Source organism: Synechococcus sp. RS9916, assembly GCF_000153825.1.
Taxonomy (GTDB): Bacteria; Cyanobacteriota; Cyanobacteriia; order PCC-6307; family Cyanobiaceae; genus Synechococcus_C.
This window is the reverse complement of sequence record NZ_DS022299.1, coordinates 1,617,981-1,633,593: the sequence shown is the minus strand read 5'-3', so window position 1 is coordinate 1,633,593 and position 15,613 is coordinate 1,617,981. Positions and strand designations below refer to the sequence as shown.

At 62.6% G+C, this 15,613-nt stretch carries 14 protein-coding genes; 6 read left to right on the top strand and 8 right to left on the bottom strand.

Translation table 11 applies throughout. The features are described 5' to 3' along the window. Position 1: 1 nt before the first annotated feature. The 6 genes from RS9916_RS08800 to RS9916_RS08775 are packed head-to-tail and all read right to left on the bottom strand — an operon-like array spanning position 2 to position 8,049. On the bottom strand, positions 2–1,162 hold the full coding sequence (locus RS9916_RS08800; protein WP_007099014.1) for an anhydro-N-acetylmuramic acid kinase: 1,161 nt from the start codon (positions 1,160–1,162) through the stop codon (positions 2–4). 4 nt (positions 1,163–1,166) lie between these two features. Beyond that, positions 1,167–1,871 (bottom strand): TrkA family potassium uptake protein, encoded by a 705-nt coding sequence (locus RS9916_RS08795; protein WP_007099013.1) that lies wholly within the window; start codon positions 1,869–1,871, stop codon positions 1,167–1,169. A 15-nt stretch (positions 1,872–1,886) separates the two neighbouring features. After that, positions 1,887–3,290: a TrkH family potassium uptake protein gene (locus RS9916_RS08790; protein WP_007099012.1), complete on the bottom strand. Its 1,404-nt coding sequence runs from the start codon at positions 3,288–3,290 to the stop codon at positions 1,887–1,889. 3 nt (positions 3,291–3,293) lie between these two features. After that, positions 3,294–5,135, bottom strand: coding sequence for an SLC13 family permease (locus RS9916_RS08785; RefSeq protein ID WP_007099011.1), 1,842 nt, complete (start codon positions 5,133–5,135; stop codon positions 3,294–3,296). Beyond that, the gene (hflX, locus tag RS9916_RS08780) at positions 5,123–6,850 is read right to left on the bottom strand and encodes a GTPase HflX (protein ID WP_007099010.1); all 1,728 of its coding nucleotides are present in this window, start codon (positions 6,848–6,850) and stop codon (positions 5,123–5,125) included. Before hflX ends, RS9916_RS08785 begins: the two co-directional genes overlap by 13 nt. Beyond that, complete coding sequence (locus RS9916_RS08775) at positions 6,847–8,049, bottom strand: NAD(P)/FAD-dependent oxidoreductase (protein WP_007099009.1); 1,203 nt, start codon at positions 8,047–8,049, stop codon at positions 6,847–6,849. The genes hflX and RS9916_RS08775 overlap by 4 nt, the downstream gene beginning before the upstream one ends. A gap of 68 nt (positions 8,050–8,117) precedes the next feature. On the opposite strand from RS9916_RS08775, the gene RS9916_RS08770 reads away from it, so the two are divergent. Further along, on the top strand, positions 8,118–8,906 hold the full coding sequence (locus RS9916_RS08770) for a phosphoadenylyl-sulfate reductase (protein ID WP_007099008.1): 789 nt from the start codon (positions 8,118–8,120) through the stop codon (positions 8,904–8,906). A 2-nt stretch (positions 8,907–8,908) separates the two neighbouring features. Further along, entirely contained in the window at positions 8,909–9,586 is a 678-nt protein-coding gene (locus RS9916_RS08765; protein WP_007099007.1) for a type III pantothenate kinase, read from the top strand. Here RS9916_RS08765 and bcp read toward each other — a convergent pair. Continuing rightward, positions 9,579–10,046 (bottom strand): thioredoxin-dependent thiol peroxidase, encoded by a 468-nt coding sequence (bcp, locus tag RS9916_RS08760; protein ID WP_007099006.1) that lies wholly within the window; start codon positions 10,044–10,046, stop codon positions 9,579–9,581. The two genes, RS9916_RS08765 and bcp, sit on opposite strands and share 8 nt — an antisense overlap. A 113-nt stretch (positions 10,047–10,159) precedes the next feature. Between bcp and RS9916_RS08755 the strand changes: the two genes are divergently transcribed. The 3 genes from RS9916_RS08755 (at position 10,160) to RS9916_RS08745 (ending at position 12,095) form a co-directional block, all read left to right on the top strand. Then, on the top strand, positions 10,160–10,726 hold the full coding sequence (locus RS9916_RS08755; RefSeq protein WP_007099005.1) for a 4'-phosphopantetheinyl transferase superfamily protein: 567 nt from the start codon (positions 10,160–10,162) through the stop codon (positions 10,724–10,726). A gap of 61 nt (positions 10,727–10,787) precedes the next feature. Beyond that, positions 10,788–11,258, top strand: a complete 471-nt coding sequence (locus RS9916_RS08750) for a thymidylate synthase (protein ID WP_156777519.1) — start codon at positions 10,788–10,790, stop codon at positions 11,256–11,258. Positions 11,259–11,468: 210 nt separating this feature from the next. Next, positions 11,469–12,095: a hypothetical protein gene (locus RS9916_RS08745; protein ID WP_007099003.1), complete on the top strand. Its 627-nt coding sequence runs from the start codon at positions 11,469–11,471 to the stop codon at positions 12,093–12,095. A gap of 74 nt (positions 12,096–12,169) precedes the next feature. On the opposite strand, the gene RS9916_RS08740 is transcribed toward RS9916_RS08745, so the two are convergent. Beyond that, positions 12,170–14,380, bottom strand: coding sequence for an AAA family ATPase (locus RS9916_RS08740; protein ID WP_007099001.1), 2,211 nt, complete (start codon positions 14,378–14,380; stop codon positions 12,170–12,172). A gap of 107 nt (positions 14,381–14,487) precedes the next feature. Here RS9916_RS08740 and RS9916_RS08735 point away from each other — a divergent pair, with 107 nt between their 5' ends. Continuing rightward, positions 14,488–15,606, top strand: coding sequence for an efflux RND transporter periplasmic adaptor subunit (locus RS9916_RS08735; RefSeq protein WP_038023546.1), 1,119 nt, complete (start codon positions 14,488–14,490; stop codon positions 15,604–15,606). Positions 15,607–15,613 lie beyond the last annotated feature (7 nt).

The window sequence follows — 15,613 nt, the reverse complement described above, 5'->3', positions numbered from 1 at the left end:
TTCAGACCCCAGGGGGCTGAGCCAGCACGCCCAGCACAGATGCCCTGCTGGCTCCGGTGACTGCCGGCGCATTGCCGCAATGGCCTCGTTGATGCCACCAGGCCAGCAGGGCGAAGACCAGTGCTTCCCTGCTCTCCGCGGGCAGGCCCAGGTCATCACTGCGGCGCACGCGGAGGCCCCGGCAGCGGCGTTGCAGTTCGTTCATCAGAACAGGATTGTTGCTGCCTCCTCCGGCCACCACCAGTTCGAAGGGGCGCGGCAGTCCGCGATCGGTCAGTTGATCGAGGTCCTGGGCGACCACGGCGGCGCTGAAGGCAGTGAGCGTCGCGATGCAGTCATCGGGATGGCGGCCCTCCAGTTCCATCAGGCGTCGCTGAAGGTCTTGGCGTCCGAACAGTTCGCGGCCGGTGGATTTGGGTGGCGGCTGGTGCAGGTAGGGCTCCTGCAGCCAGCGGTTGAGCAGGGAGTCCTGGATGTGTCCGGCTGCGGCGCGTCGACCATCCCGGTCCACATGCTCCCGGCCTTCGCTGAAATGCTCCACCGCCAGGTCAATCAGGGTGTTGGCGGGGCCGCAATCCCAGCCGAGTACAGGGGAGTGACGGTCGGGGCCCGTGCCGGGGGGGATGAGGGTGAGATTGGCAATCCCCCCGAGATTGAGCAGAGCGCGCCAGCCGGATGCTGCCCCCAGGAGCGCAGCGTCTGCCATCGGCACCAGCGGTGCGCCTTGGCCGCCGAGGGCGAGATCGGCGGCGCGAAAGTCGTGCACCACTGGGCGTTGCAACAGATGCGCCAACAGCGGTGCCTGCAGCATCTGCCAGCTGGTTCCCCGCTTCGCAGCGTCACCTTTCCCTGCTTGGGGAGGGCGATGCCAGAGGGTTTGTCCATGGCATCCCACCACTGCCGCTTGGCCGTCGGGATCGCAGGCCCGGGCGGCGGCAGCCTGGTGCTCGGTGATGTCTTCGGCGAGATCCAGCAGGGCTGCTGCGGAGTGGGGGTGACCTTGCCCTGCTGACACGATGCGTCGATGCAGTTCAGCGGGATAGGCCAGGGACGCGCTGCGCAGCAAGTGCCAGCGCGGATGTGTCGGGGGACCTTCGAAATGCGCCAGCACCGCATCAACGCCATCGGCGCTGGTGCCACTCATCAGGCCCAGAACGCGCATGCGATCAATCCTTGGGCAGGTCTTGGAGATCGTCGATCAGACCCATCACCACCAGCACATTGCCCTCCACGAGCATGTGAGAGGCCGGTGGGTTCACCGTTAGCTCTTTGGCGGGTCCTGCCGCCAGCACGTTGACGCGATAGTTCTTGCGCAGGTTCAGGTCGCGGAGCGATCGACCAACGAAGCGACTCGGCACTTTGATCTCTTCGATGCAGTGGCGCTCATCCAGCTCAAGCCGCTCCATCAAGTTCGGCCGCACCAGTTCCAGGCCCAGCCGTTCGCCCTGCATGCGCGAGGGGAACACCACCCGATCGGCACCGACCCGTTTGAGCATTTTTTCGTGCAGGTCGCTGGTGGCCCGGGCGATCACCCGTCGGACCCGCGTTCCGGCACTGTCTTTGGCGATCAGTGTGGCGGTGATGCTGGCCTCGATCGGTTCACTGATGGCCACCACCACGGTGTCCATGTCGAGGATTCCTGCGGCACGCAGGGATTCCTCGTCGGTGCAGTCGACCACGCGGGCTTCAACAGACGGCAACTGCTGACGTAACTCTTCGATCGCGCGAGGGTCGCGATCGACAGCCAGCACCTCAGCGCCGTTTTCCAGCAGTTGTTGGCAGACAGCACTGCCAAAGCGCCCAACGCCCACAACCCCAAAGCTCTGCAGCTGCTCGCCCTGGGCTTGAGACCAGTGCCACCACTCCCTCATGCCCGTCGCTCCAGCTCAGACATAAAGATCATCCCGCGGAAAACCGATTCGATTCTGACGATTGTTGCGTTCGCGCTTGAGGGTCTCCCAGATCGCGCTCAGCAGCAACAGGATCCCAAGGCGGCCCACAAACATCCCCACTACCAGCACCAATTGGCCGAACTGGCTCAATTTTTCGGTGACTCCCAGGTCGAGGCCAACGGTGGCAAAGGCTGAGATGCAGGTAAACAGCAGCTCGAGGAAGGTGAATGGTTCGTCGCCCTTGAGATTGGTGCTGAGGGCTAGCAGCAGGGCCATTCCCAGCACGAACATCAGGGACGCCACGGTGATGCTCACCGCCCGCAGCACCACCTTGTCGGAGATCTCACGGTTGCGGATCACCACCTCCTCGCGGCCCAGCAGGGTGGATCGCGTGGCCGCCATGAGCGCAACCACCGTGGTGGTTTTGATGCCGCCTCCTGTTCCGCCTGGACTGGCGCCGATGAACATCAACGTCATCAGCAGCAGGAGCCCCGAGTCCGAGACGCTCGCAAGAGAGAGCTGCACGGTGGTGAATCCCGCGGTGCGGGAACTCACGGATTCGAATAAGGCACTCATCAGCCGTTCTGGCCAGGCCATGCCCGTGAGCAGCTGCCCTTGGGTGAGGCTCTCGGTGACCAGTAGCCCCAGGGTGCCCACGGCGATCAGGATCACCGAGGACCGCAACACCAGACGGGTATGGAGACTGAGGTTGCGGCGTTGGAGGCGCTTGCGGTTGCTCCAGAGGTCGCTGGTGACGCGCCAGCCAAGGCCTCCGAGCACGATCAGAAGCAGCACCACCCCATTCACCACTTTGTTGGTGCGGTAATGCTCAATGCTGTCGTGCCACAACCCAAAGCCAGCGTTGTTGTAAGCCGAGATGCTGTGGAACAGCGCGGCCCACAGCCGTCCGCCACCGCGGGGAAGGTCTGTGAATCCGTAGAAGTAGAGGACGACCGCTCCAAGCAGAATCAGAACGGCCGCCGTCAGGGCGATTCCTCGGAACGTGGATCCAACGCCGCCGACGCCGAATTCGTCGAGGGTTTGGCCGCGATCCAGGCGGCGGCGCAGTGCTGTTCCGCGCACCACAAATCCCTGCAGGAAGGTGGTGATCGCCATCAAACCAAGGCCTCCCACCAGGATCATCAGGGCAAGCACCCCCTGACCAAAGCCGGTCAGATCCCGCCCCACATCGATCACGCTCAACCCGGTGACTGTGACTGCTGAGGCGGCGGTGAAAAATGCTTCCCAAAGCCCCACGCTGGGCCCCGAGCACAGCGGCGTGGCCAACACCAGGGTTCCGACGGCCACCACCAGCAGGCCTGTCACCACGGTGAATTGGGGCACCGTGAGCCGGCGATACCAGGCCTGGGTGCGGTGGATGGCGGTGGGAATCGGCATCGATCACACGGTGCCGTAGTGCCAGAGAATTAGAGCAGGAACTAGAAGGCACATCAGCACCGTGAGGCCAGCTCCGTAGCGGGGTACATCCAGGAAGCGATACCGACCGGGGCCGAACACCATCAGGTTGGTCTGGTACCCGATGGGTGTCAGGAAGCACTGGCTGGCCCCAAACAAGACCACCAAAAGCATGGCCTGGGCAGGAATCGCGAGCGGTTGGGCGAGCTGAGTGGCGACGGGGATGAGCAGGGCGACGGAGGCGGCATTGCTCATCACGTTGGTGATCAGGGTGGTGACCAGGAAGATCATCACCAGTGACCAGTAGGCGGGCCACTGCAGAAGAAGCCGCTCCAGATCTGCAGCCAGACCATCGGCCAGACCACTGGTTTGCAGGGCGACACTGAAGCTTGAGAGGGAACCCAGCAACAGGATCACGTCCAGGCGGATCGCCCGTTGCACCTCGCCAGGGCGTAGGCAACGAACCAGTACGAGCAGTACCACCGCCAGCAACACGGCCGCCACCAAGGGAATTGGGGTGACCGTGGGGATCAGCAGCATCAGCAGGGCAATCGTGACTGCCAAGGGCTTGCGCTGCACTGTGGGTAGATCGTTTTCAAGCTGATCGAGGACCAGCAGATCGTTGCTGGCCTGCAGTCCGCGAATGGCATCGAAGGGCGCCTGCAGCAGCAGCACGTCTCCTTCCCGCAGCACGGCCTGCCCCAGGCGCTCCTGAACGGTTTGCTGGCCGCGGCGCAGGGCGAGCACTGTGGCGTTGTGCCGCTGACGGAACCGAAGTTCCCGCAGGCTGGCCCCCGCGAGGGTGGAGCCTGCCGGCAGCAGCACTTCCACGGTTTTCTGACCGCTTTCCTCGTTGCTGAACAGGGGCTTGTCGCCAGCACTCAGCGCCATGGGGTTGGCTGCTGGCCGGTTGGCATCGGCCAGCTGAATGGTGTGTTCCTGCTGAAGACGCAGCAGATCGGCTCGGGTGACTCGCAGCAGCAGCCTGTCGCCCGCTTCAAGACGGCGGTCGGCTAAGGGGGGCAAGACCCGCTCGCGTCCCCGTTGCAACTCCAGCACGTCGACATCGAAGCGACGTTGCAGCCGGCTGTGGCGCAGGGTCTGGCCCACAAGGGTGGAGTTGTTGGGGATGCTGACTTCGGTGAAATAACCGATCTGGGATTGGTCGGTACGCAATCGCTCACTGGTGTCTGAACGATTGGGCAGGAGGCCAGAGGCCACCAGCATGTAGGCCGACCCGGCGAGCCAAACCGGAATGCCGATGGCCGTGAAGCTGAACAGCTCGAGGGTTCCGAAGCCCAGCTGGCGGCTGATGTCGCTGGCCAGCAAGTTCACCGAGCTCCCCAGCAGGGTGAGGGTTCCCCCCAGCAAGGTGGCAAACGACAGTGGCAGCAACACCCGGGATGGCGAGATGCGTCGCCGATGACACCAGGTTTCGATCACTGGTAGAAGGCTTGCCACCACTGGAGTGTTGGGCACCACACCGGAGATCGGCCCCACCACGAGCGAGAGCAGCGCCACCATTCGCCGGGAGCTGCGAATGCGCTCAGACGCAATCAGTTCCCGCAGGCGGTCGAGGGCTCCACTGCGGAACAGCGCAGCAGAAACGGCAAACAGCCCCATCAGTGTGATCAGGGCCGGACTTCCGAACCCCGCCAGACCCTGTTCCGGGGTGAGCACACCCGTGCTCATTAGCAAGGCGACGCTGAGCAGGCCGGTCAGTTCCGGTGCGAGTGCTCCGGTGACGAACAGCACGACAGCCAGGCCCAGCACCGCCAGCGTGATCTGGGCTTGGGGGTTCTGCAGCGCCGCAGTCAGTTCGACCATGGAGGGGCGGGCCCGTCGGGCTTCGGCATGGCCACCGTAGAGGTGTCTGTTTCGACCTCCCAGAACTGCCGTTCCAAGCGTTGCTTCAGCCCCTGCAGTCCGGTGCCATCGGTGGCAGAAATAAAGATCACCTCAGATTCCTGATCCGTGATGGCATCAATTGCTTCCACCTGGCAACGGTCGATCTGATTGGCCACCACGAGCCGGGGTTTGTTGCAGCCCAGGTCCGTCAGAAGGCGATGCACAGCGGTGAGCTGCGCCTGCCAGTCAGGATCAGCCAGATCCACGACCAAAAGAAGGACATCGGCGTCCAGGGCTTCCTCCAATGTGGCCCGGAATGCTTCCACCAGGGCATCGGGCAGGTCCCGGATGAAGCCCACCGTGTCGGTGATCAGCAGCTCCCTGGCGGCAGCGGCGGGTTGGGGCAGGGTCAGGCGTCGGGTGGTGGGATCGAGGGTGGCAAATAACTTGTTTTCGGCCAGCACTTTTTTGCGCTCGCCTTTCACGCACAGGGCATTGAGCAGCGACGATTTGCCGGCATTGGTGTAACCCACCAGCGCCAGCCTGGGCAGGCTCTCGCGACGGTCGCGTAGTCGGGCGCGATGCTCCTCCAGTTGTTTGGTGGCTCTGCGCAGGGCCTCAATCCGTCGGCTGATCGCCCGGCGGTCTTTTTCCAGCTGGGTTTCCCCCGGTCCTCGGGTCCCGATGCCGCCTCCCTGGCGGGAGAGGCTGCGGCCCCGCCCCAGGAGGCGGGGCAAGCGATAGCGCAGCTGGGCCAGTTCCACTTGGATGCGTCCTGCTGCGCTTGCGGCGCGCTGGGCGAAGATGTCGAGGATCAGTTCACTCCGGTCCATTACCGGACAGTCGAGCCAGCGTTCGAGGTTGCGGGCCTGGACTGGAGAGAGTTCGCGGTCGGTGATCACCAATGAGGCGTTGTGCCGCCGCACTTCGAGGGCGGCCTCTTGGAGTTTGCCGGTGCCCCAGAGCGTCTGAGGGTTGGCGCCTGACTGTTTCTGATGGCAAACCATCACCGGATTGGCACCTGCGCTGCGCACAAGGCCCTCCAGCTCGGCGAGATCCCGTTCGTTGCGTTTGGGGTCGCTGCTGGACAGGGTCAGCAGCAGCACCCGCTCCTCACCCTGTCCAGCAGCGGCCGATGGGGTGGCAGCGGGTGATGACGCAACGTGATCCACGGCAGGCAGATCTTCATTGCACAAGGGCTGCAACTGATCGCTGCCCACGGCACTCCAGCCCAGAGGGGCGCTTGGGTCCGGTCGCCAGGCTCCTGCCCGCCAGAGACCGCCGGCCTTGGGCTGACAGGGATAACGCAGCCAGCTGTCGGGATTGAGATCGAGTGCGACCACCGACTCCCGGGCATCCAGGCTCAGGCTTGCGTCAGCCTGTCCTTTCAGGCAGCTGATCAGACGCCAACCGCCTTGGTCGTCCGATCGTCGGCGGGAGTTGGCTGGCAAGTGGGAGAGCAGTTGGCCGGATTCCGTCAGAGGCCCGACCCAGAGCAGGCGGCACAGCCCTCGGGTGTCCACCAGCAGATGGAGAGGCTGGGCAAGGTCAATCACCAGTTCGGCCAGACGCTCTAGGGCCAGCAGGTCAGCACCGGCCCCTTGTGGATGGCGCCGGTGTCCGAGGCGTTCGGCCTGACGCACTTGCGAGGGACGCAGGCCTTTGGTGCGTCCGGCTAAGTGGGTTTGTTTCAACGGCTCAGCAGCCAGGCTCCAGCGGATCGCAAGCCCAGTGAAAGCCTTGGGAACCGGGCGAGGTACGTGAGACGCCGCAACTTGAAGGCCAGCGGGCCGGCGAGGGTGATCCCCATGCCGGTGAGGGTGGCTTTGCCGATCCCCAGGCTGAGCATTTCGCCGAGGTCGTTGTAGGCAAATGGCTCGGGTTGTGTCCCCTTTTGAAGGGCGATCAAGGTGTTGGCCGCGGCTTCTCCTTGCTGCATCGCCACCTGGGCTGTGCAAGGCCATGGGCTTCTTTCCGCACCATCCGCCTGAGCACGCATGGCCAGATCCCCCAGCACCAGACAATCGGGTAAATCCTGGCTGCGGAGCGCCTCATCCACTGCCAGTCGCCCGTTGCTGGCTGTGATCTCGGGGATCAGCTGGGGCCGTCTTGGTTTGTTGCCCGCTGTCCAGATCAATCCCTGATGGGGGAGCACGGTGGATTGATCGCCATCGCGAAGACTGACGTCGTTGGGCGTGACGGACTCCACGCGGGTGTTCAGGTGGCAGTGCACGCCTTGTTGCGCCAGGTAGGCCTCCGCTTGTTCGCGGTTGAAGGCCTTGGCCATGGGAAGGATGCGATCGCCCTGTTCGATCAGGTGCACACTGATGCGCCCTTCGGTGAGGTCGGCCAGCTTGCAGGCCAGCTCTACGCCGGCGGCACCCGCCCCGACGATCACCAGCGCGGGCACTGCCCCTTCCACAGCACCTCCCTGGCGTTGCAGGTCTTTGATGCGCTGCCGCAGCGCTGTTACATCGTCAGGGGAATGGAATTGCAGGGCATGCTCCTTGACCCCTGGTACTCCGAAATCATTGGGTTGCGAGCCCGTGGCAAGCACGAGCTGCTCGTAGGCGAGTCGTTGGCCGGAGGCGGTCTGCACCTCTTTGTCTTTCCAATTCACGGCACTGACGCGGTCGTGAATGACAGCGATGCCGGAGCTGTTGAGGAGGGTGTCGTAGCTGGGCACGACTTCCCAAGGCTGCATTTCACCGCTGAGGAGTTCGTAGAGCAGCGGCAGGAAGGCGAACTGTTTCCTGGGTTCCACCAAAACCACTCCAGGTCTTGGCCTCTGCCGGCTCAGCCTGAGGGCAACCGTGAGGCCTGCAAAGCCTCCGCCGACGATCACCACGGGCCGTGCTGTCTCCCCCTCAAAGCCAGTGGATCGGGAGGTCATCGCTGCAGTAAAGAGTGAAAACGACCATAGGCATTCGATTGGGACCGGCGGCATTAGAAGATGGGTGAATGACTGAAGGCCTCACCACTGCCGCCGCGGCACGACAAACGTCATCCGCGGCTGCCGGGTCGGCCGAGGATGCGGCATTGCTGGAGCAGCTTGCTCCTGTCGAACGGTTGGCCTGGGCGCACGAACGCTTTGGCAATGGTTTTGCGATCACCACCAGTTTTGGGATCCAGTCGTCGGTCTTGCTGCACATGCTCAGCACCTTGGATGGTGCCGAGGCAATCCCGGTGATCTGGGTCGACACTGGATATCTTCCCGAGGAGACCTACCGCTACGCCGCTCAGCTGTGCGATCGCTTTCAGCTCAACCTCCGGGTGGCCCAGAGCGAGCTTTCCCCTGCGCGGATGGAAGCTCTGCACGGCCAGCTGTGGGACACCGGCAAAGTCGAAGACCTGCAGCTCTATCACCAGATCCGCAAAGTGGAGCCTTTGGAAGCCGCAATGGCCTCCCTCGACGTCCAGTGCTGGGCCAGTGGTGTGCGTCGGGGGCAGACGGATCACCGCAGCTCCATGGAGTGGCTCGAACCCATTCGAGGTCGTCTTTCCTTGAGGCCTTTGCTCAGCTGGACCCCGCGAGACGTCTTCTATTACATGCAGGAGCACGAACTACCGCAGCATCCCCTGTTCGATCAGGGCTACTCCACTGTTGGCGATTGGCACTCCAGTGCTCCTGACGGTGCCGAACAATCCGGGCGAAGCACCCGTTTCGGTGGGCTCAAGCAGGAATGCGGCATTCATCTGCCGGGGAGCGGGTCCGAGGGTCTCTCGGGTTTGGCTGGCGAAGGCATCTAGGCATGCCAGAGGGCGGCCATGCTCTTCTGATCGGCAACAGTCGTTGGCATTGGGCTGTTGACGCGCCGCGCGGCTGGTGTTTTGAACACACCCAGCCCGAGCCATGTCGTTTGGACCAAGTGGATCTGATTGGCTGGGCGGCGGTAGGCCCCGTGCCTGACCATCCACGCCTTTCTCAGTCCAGGCGCATTGGTCTGGCTGATGTGCCTTTGCAGGGACTGCCTCCCTGGCTCGGAGTCGATCGTGCCCTGGCCGGCTGTGCGGCTTGGCGTGCTGCTAACCCTCTGACGCAGGACGGGTTGCTTGTTGCCGATGCCGGAACGGTGCTCAGCCTCACCCGGGTGCGAGCGGATGGCAGTTTTGCCGGCGGCCAGTTGGCGGCGGGGTTTGGCTTGCAGCTGCGGGCCATGGCTTCCGGAACCAGGGATCTACCCCACCCGGAGAAGCTTGGTTCTCTGCCCCGTGATCTGTTCCCGCAGCTCACAGTCGAGGCAATGCAGCGAGGCGCAGTTCAATCGTTGCTGGGTCTCCTGCTGGAGGCTCAGCACCAGTGTGGTTGGCCCCTGTGGTTGTGCGGTGGCGACGCCCCCCTGCTGCACGACCAACTGCGCGCGAGGGGGGCCGATGTACGCCATGCTCCTGATCTTGTGATGGAGGGGCTGGTGGCTCTACTCAGTTGAGCCCGAGGTCCGTCAGGATCTGATCCGCCATGGTGTCGGCCTTAACCTTCCGGTAGATCAGTTCGAGGTTGCCGTCGGCATCGATCACGAAGGTGTGGCGCATCATGCCCATGTATTCGCGGCCCATGAATTTCTTCAGGCCGTAACTTTCGTAGCTCGTGGCCACAGCACAGGGCTCTTCATCCGTGAGCAGAGTGAACGGCAGCTCCTGCTTGGTGATGAAGCGCTGGTGCGAGGTGGCGTTGTCTTTGCTGATGCCGAGAACCGTGATGTCGTGCTGCTTGAAGCTGTCCCAGCGGTCGCGAAAATTGCAGGCTTCCTTGGTGCAACCGGGTGTGGCGTCTTTGGGATAGAAGTAGATCACCACGCGTTTTCCTCTCAGAGAGGACAGCTGCAGCGATGCCCCGTTCTGGTCCGGGAGAGTGAAATCAGGTGCGGGATCACCGATTTGAAGCGGCATGTCAACGTGCTCAGAGGCCGAGGCGGAGCGTACCCGCCCTCTGGCTGTTGCCGTTGTCGCATCCGGCGCCAACCATTGATTTGTCGTCCCAAGAGCAGGTCTGGGCAGGGACTTTGCCCGCTCCCCGCAGCGACCATTACCGCTGGTCACGCCGTTGGATGCGTCATTTGATCGCGGAGTTGCTGCAGATCCCCGCTGCTGAGCTGCCTCTTCAGGCCCCGCCGGGTCAGCCGCCTGAGCTCACGGATGGATGGGGGTTCGTCAGTTTGAGCCACTGCCCGGATGCCTTGTTGGTGGCCTGGAGCCCTTGGCGGATTGGGGTGGACTTGGAACGCGCCGATCGGAGGATTCCGGCGGACGCGCTTGTGCGCCGTTTCTTTTGCAACGCGGAGCAGCCTGGGCTGCTGGCGCTATCGGATCAGCAGCAGCGTCAAGCGGTGCTCGAGCATTGGGTGCGCAAGGAAGCGGCGATCAAATGGCAGAGAGGCAGCCTGGCCCGCGACCTTGCGCACTGGTGTTGTGAGCCTGACGGCAACCTTGTGGTCGATCAACGCGATGGAACGCAACTTTGTTCTGACCTTTGGCGGCAGGGGGATTGGATATTGGCCCTTGTGGCCTCTCAGGGAGATGTCGTCGCTGGTGCCAATCCTGTGCACAGCGGAATGCTTTGCCTAGCGTGATTTGAGGCTCCCGTTTGGAGTGGTTGTGGTGTGGTCCCGTTCTGCTTCAGCACCGTCATGGGTGGCTGCAGGTTGTCTTGTCGTTGTAGGGATTGTTGGTCTTCGCCAACCCCTGCACTCGTCGCAAGGACGCACATTTTCAGGACGTCCGGATCTGCTGATGGTGGATGGAGCGCTTCAACAGCGTGAGTTGACTCTGCAGCAGCGGCGTGATGCCGAAGCCCTGCTTGAGCAGTTCATTCGGGGCCAAATGACTCGCCATTACTGGGGCCATTTCGCTGCTTCGCTCCGCGATCTGGGGCTGGATAGTGGGCCGCAGTTGGAGGCAACTGTGACATCGACTCCTGCTGGAAGTGAGTTGTGGTTGCAGCCTCGGCGCGGAAAGGAAGGTTATGCAGCTGCAGTGCGCCAAGGCGGTCCGCGGATTCTTCGCTGGCAGTGCCGAGGCCCATTGCCTGAGAAGGGTGTGCGCCTCAGCCTTGCCGATGGCTGCCCTGATGGATGGACCCAGATTGGATCACCATCGTCTTGATGATTGGTTGATAGGCGACTTCAATAATTGATGCAATTGCAGTGTTTCACTGTTGCCTGACTGGCAGATCCATTGCGATGCGGTGATTGTTGCGGCTCAATGATCCCTATCGGATCGGTTGTTTCACTCCCTGGCTGCTCTTGAGAGCAACACTGTTGGCACTTTCTTCCTCTGTGTCTAAAAAAGGTTTGACGTCTTCAATCGCCGTCCGTGTTCAATCGTCTCGCAGCCGGCCTTCTCGCTGGCGCAACTCTTTCAACCCTGGCTGTTTCAGCCGAAGCCGGTACCAAGCGCCCTGTGCGTTGGGAGACCGGTGGTGCTGTCTGGACCACCACCAGCAGTGCGTTCAAGACCTTCTTCAACGACGGTGACATCACCGATCGTGGCCTCGCTCAAGGCATCGCCGAGTCCGGTTGGACCGCCGATGAAATCCGCGAGAACATGACCAAGACCTACGACGTTGATCTGATCGGCGTCTCCCGCTTCCTCTACTCCTCCGATGGTGAGGCGTGGCTGGATGAGCAGACCCGCAGCTACTTCCCTTACTGGATGAAGAAGAAGACCGCTGTGGTGGCTCTGCGTTCGGCGATCATCGCCGACTCCATCGATGGTCAGCTGTCTTCGGCCGGCATCATGGACAACCTGCCTGTTGATTTCGGTCTGGCCGACAACGGCAAGTCCGATGGTGCTCAGAACGTCTGCCAGCCTGGCTTGGAGCCTCCCCAAGACACCTCCCTGCTCTCTTGGTACGTGTTCCTGCCCAAGTGTGTGCAGGCCAACCAGATCCTGCCTGCTGAGCCCGCACCTGCTCCTGCTCCAGTGCGCGGCCTCTGGTGATCAGTGCGCAACGTCATCAGACGTTGCCTTCGTTTTGCAGCCCGCCCCGGCAGATGCCGGGGCTTTTTGCTTGGCTAAGCCGCGGTGCGGTGGCCACTGATACGCAGGTGCAAAAGTCGTTGGGGGAGCTGAGCGCCCTGCACCGTTTTGAGTAGCCGGCGCAGCAAAGCTGCTTCCGATTCCCCCTGGGGGCCATCGGCCAGCACGGCGCGAAAGGGGCGATCTTTTCCCAGCCAGCGCTCCTGCAGGGAGCTGTCAACGGGGAGGCTGAGGGGTTCCTCCCATTGTTCGATCTCCAATTGCCAACCTTGACTGCGCAATGCAGCGAGCAACGTCTCCTGTTGCTGAGGTTTGTGCATCCAGTCGGCTTCGCGTGTGAGTAGGCCGTCGAGAAGCCCCTGCTCTTCGGGTGTCAGTTTGCCGGGCTCGCAAAGCCGCAGCAAAGCTTCGGTGGGGCCTAGGTCGGCGTCGCTGAGAAGAAGTCGTATCTGGGATCCAGCGGGACAGCGTTGATCGAGCTGTTGAAGCAGCTGTGTCGTGATGCGTTGGCCCATGTCTTGGCGGTTGAGGCGCCCGGCGACCACCTCGAAATGATGGTCAGGCGTGAGGTTGGCAAAGGTGTCATCGCCCACAATCAGCTGAGGCCGCTGCAAGGGGTCGAGAAGCTGCAGCTGCGCCATTAGCCGCTCGTGTTCCGCCTGAGTGGTGCACAGGATGGTGAGACCGCCATCGGCAACGGCCGCCAGCGGATCCAGGCTCCAAAGCAGTGACGCTCCCCCCAGCATCAGCACCCGGTCAGTGCGTTGCCAGGCCAACCCTTGCCAGAGGCGTTCGCGCAGGCGTTGGAGCCGTTCGCCGTCTTGGCTCAGTTGGCGTTGCAGCCAGCGCTCCAGATCTGGAATCTCGGGCCCACTGCTGACCAGCAAAGGGTGTTCATCCACAGCTTCCGCAGCGGCGGCGAGCTGGGCGGCACGACGTTCAAGCATGCGTTGGCGTCTCGTGCCCTCCCAGCCTTGCTGGCTTGGGGTCCAGAACACTTCGCCTTGGAGTGCTGTTGGTAGGTACTGCTGGGCGACCCAGTGTTCCCGGAAAGCATGGGGGTAGCGATAGCCCTTGCCATCACCGAAAGCATCGCCATCACGGTGGGCGTCGCGAAGGTGACTGGGCACGTCCTGACGGGCGCTGGCTTGCACATGTTTGATCGCTTCAAAAATGCCGATCGTGCTGTTGCTCTTGTCGGTGTTCGCCAGATAAAGGGCTGCCTGGGCCAGGGGATAGAGGCCTTCCGGCAGTCCGATGCGCTCGAAGGCCGCGGCGCAGGCTTCCACCACCACCACCGCCTGGGGGTCTGCCAGGCCAATGTCTTCTCCGGCAGAGATCAACATGCGCCTGAAAATGAAGCGGGGATTTTCTCCCGCTTCCACCATGCGAGCGAGCCAGAACAGTGCCGCATCGGGGTCAGATCCACGCAGTGACTTGATGAAGGCACTGATCGTGTCGAAATGGGCGTCCCCCTGTTTGTCGTAGAGAACGGCACGCTGTTGGATCGATTCCTCGGCGATGGTGAGGTCGATGGAGATCGTGCCGCTGTCTGCATCTGCGGGCGTACTTTCCACCGCTAGCTCCAGGGCATTGAGCAGGCTGCGGGCATCCCCGTTGGCCACATCGACCAGATGGTCGATCGCTTCGCTCGTGATCGTCACCAGGCGGTCGCCATAGCCTCGCTCTTGATCGGAGAGGGCACGGCTGAGGAGGTCTCGCAGGTCATCGGCTTCCAGGGTTTGCAGCCGAAACAACCTGGAACGACTGACCAGGGCTTTGTTGACTTCGAAGTAGGGGTTCTCCGTGGTGGCCCCGATCAGGGTGAGGGTGCCGTTCTCCACCCAGGGCAGCAGGGCATCCTGCTGGGCACTGTTGAAGCGGTGCACCTCGTCGATGAACAGGATGGTGCGAAGGCCATGGCGATCCAAGCGTTGGCGTGCGGCATCCACTTCGGTGCGCAGATCTTTGACGCCGGCCAGCACCGCATTCAGGCTGCTGAAGTGGGCTCTGGTGTGATTGGCGATGATCCGCGCCAGGGTGGTTTTGCCGACTCCAGGCGGGCCATGGAGCAGCAGGTTGCCGACACGATCGGCGGCGATGGCACGTCTTAAGAGACGACCTTCCGCCAGGATCGCTCCTTGCCCGACGAACTCCTCAAGGTTGCGCGGCCGCATGCGATCGGCCAGGGGAGCCTGCCGTTGACGCAGCTGATCACCGTGATGGGAGAACAGGTCGGCCGTCATGGCTCAGTTTCCATCTACCAATTTTGACCTGTTCGGGACCAACAGGTTGAAAAACCTCTCCCATAATTCGCCCGTGAAGGGGAGTGCGCGTGAACCGATCCACCCGGATGGCAGGCCTGCTGAGCTTGGGCGTCATGGTGACCGCCTGCGGTCCCTCAGGCCCTCAGCGCCCACCGGTCGCGGTGCAGCAGGCGCCGGTGCAGCTGGCACGGTTCACCGACGACATTGACACGGTCAGCACGCTTGAGGCTTACAACCTGGTGCAGTTGGCGGCCCAAGCCTCAGGTCGGGTGCTGGAGCTCAAGATCAGTCAGGGCGATCAGGTGCAGCCTGGTCAATTGCTGGTGGTGTTGGATCAGGCCCAACAGCGGGCGGCCCTCGCTGAGCAGAAAGCGAAGGCGGAAACCGCCAAGCTCGACTGGCAACGGGAGGAATTCCTGGCCCGTCAAGGTGCGTCATCGCTGCGTCAACGCGACTCTTACCGCACGCGTTACATCGCTGCTGCTGAGCAGGTGAAATCCCTGGAAGCCACCCTGAGCTACAGCAATCTGCGCTCCCCCACCGCCGGGACCGTCGCTGATGTGCAGGTGAAGGTGGGCGACATCGTTCAGCAGAACCAACCCTTCACCAGCCTGGTCCAGAACAACGCTTTGGAGGCCCGTGTTGAGGTGCCGGCGGTGTTTGGTGATCGATTAGCGCTTGGCCAACCCGTGCTCCTGAGCGCTCCGGGGAGCGGCAAGGTGCTGGCGACCGGCAAGGTGGATTCCATCGATCCCCAGGTCAATGCACAGACCCAGGGGTTGTTGGTGAAGGCCTTGTTTGCCAACGCTGATGGACGTCTGCGTAGCGGTCAGCGGTTGCGGACCCGGGTGCAAGTGCAGTCAAAGGAGCGGTTGTCTGTGCCGTTCGCTGCTGTGACCCAGTCGTCCGGTCAAAGCTTTGTCTTTCGCATGGGCAGCTTCGAAGAGCTGAAGGCCAATCCAGGAAAGGCTGATATCGAGCGCATCAGCAAGGGCATTCAGTACGGCAAGTTGCCGAAGACCACCCTCTTTGCCCTGCAAACCCCGGTGCAGGTTGGAGCGCTGCAGAACAACCGCTACCCGATCACCAAGGGATTGACCCTCAATCAAAAGGTGATCACCACCAATCTGCTCAACCTCAAGCACGGCATGCCGGTGCAGCTCAAAGCGGCTGGAAGTTCTGGTGCTTCTGAGGCCAAGAACTGAGGTCACC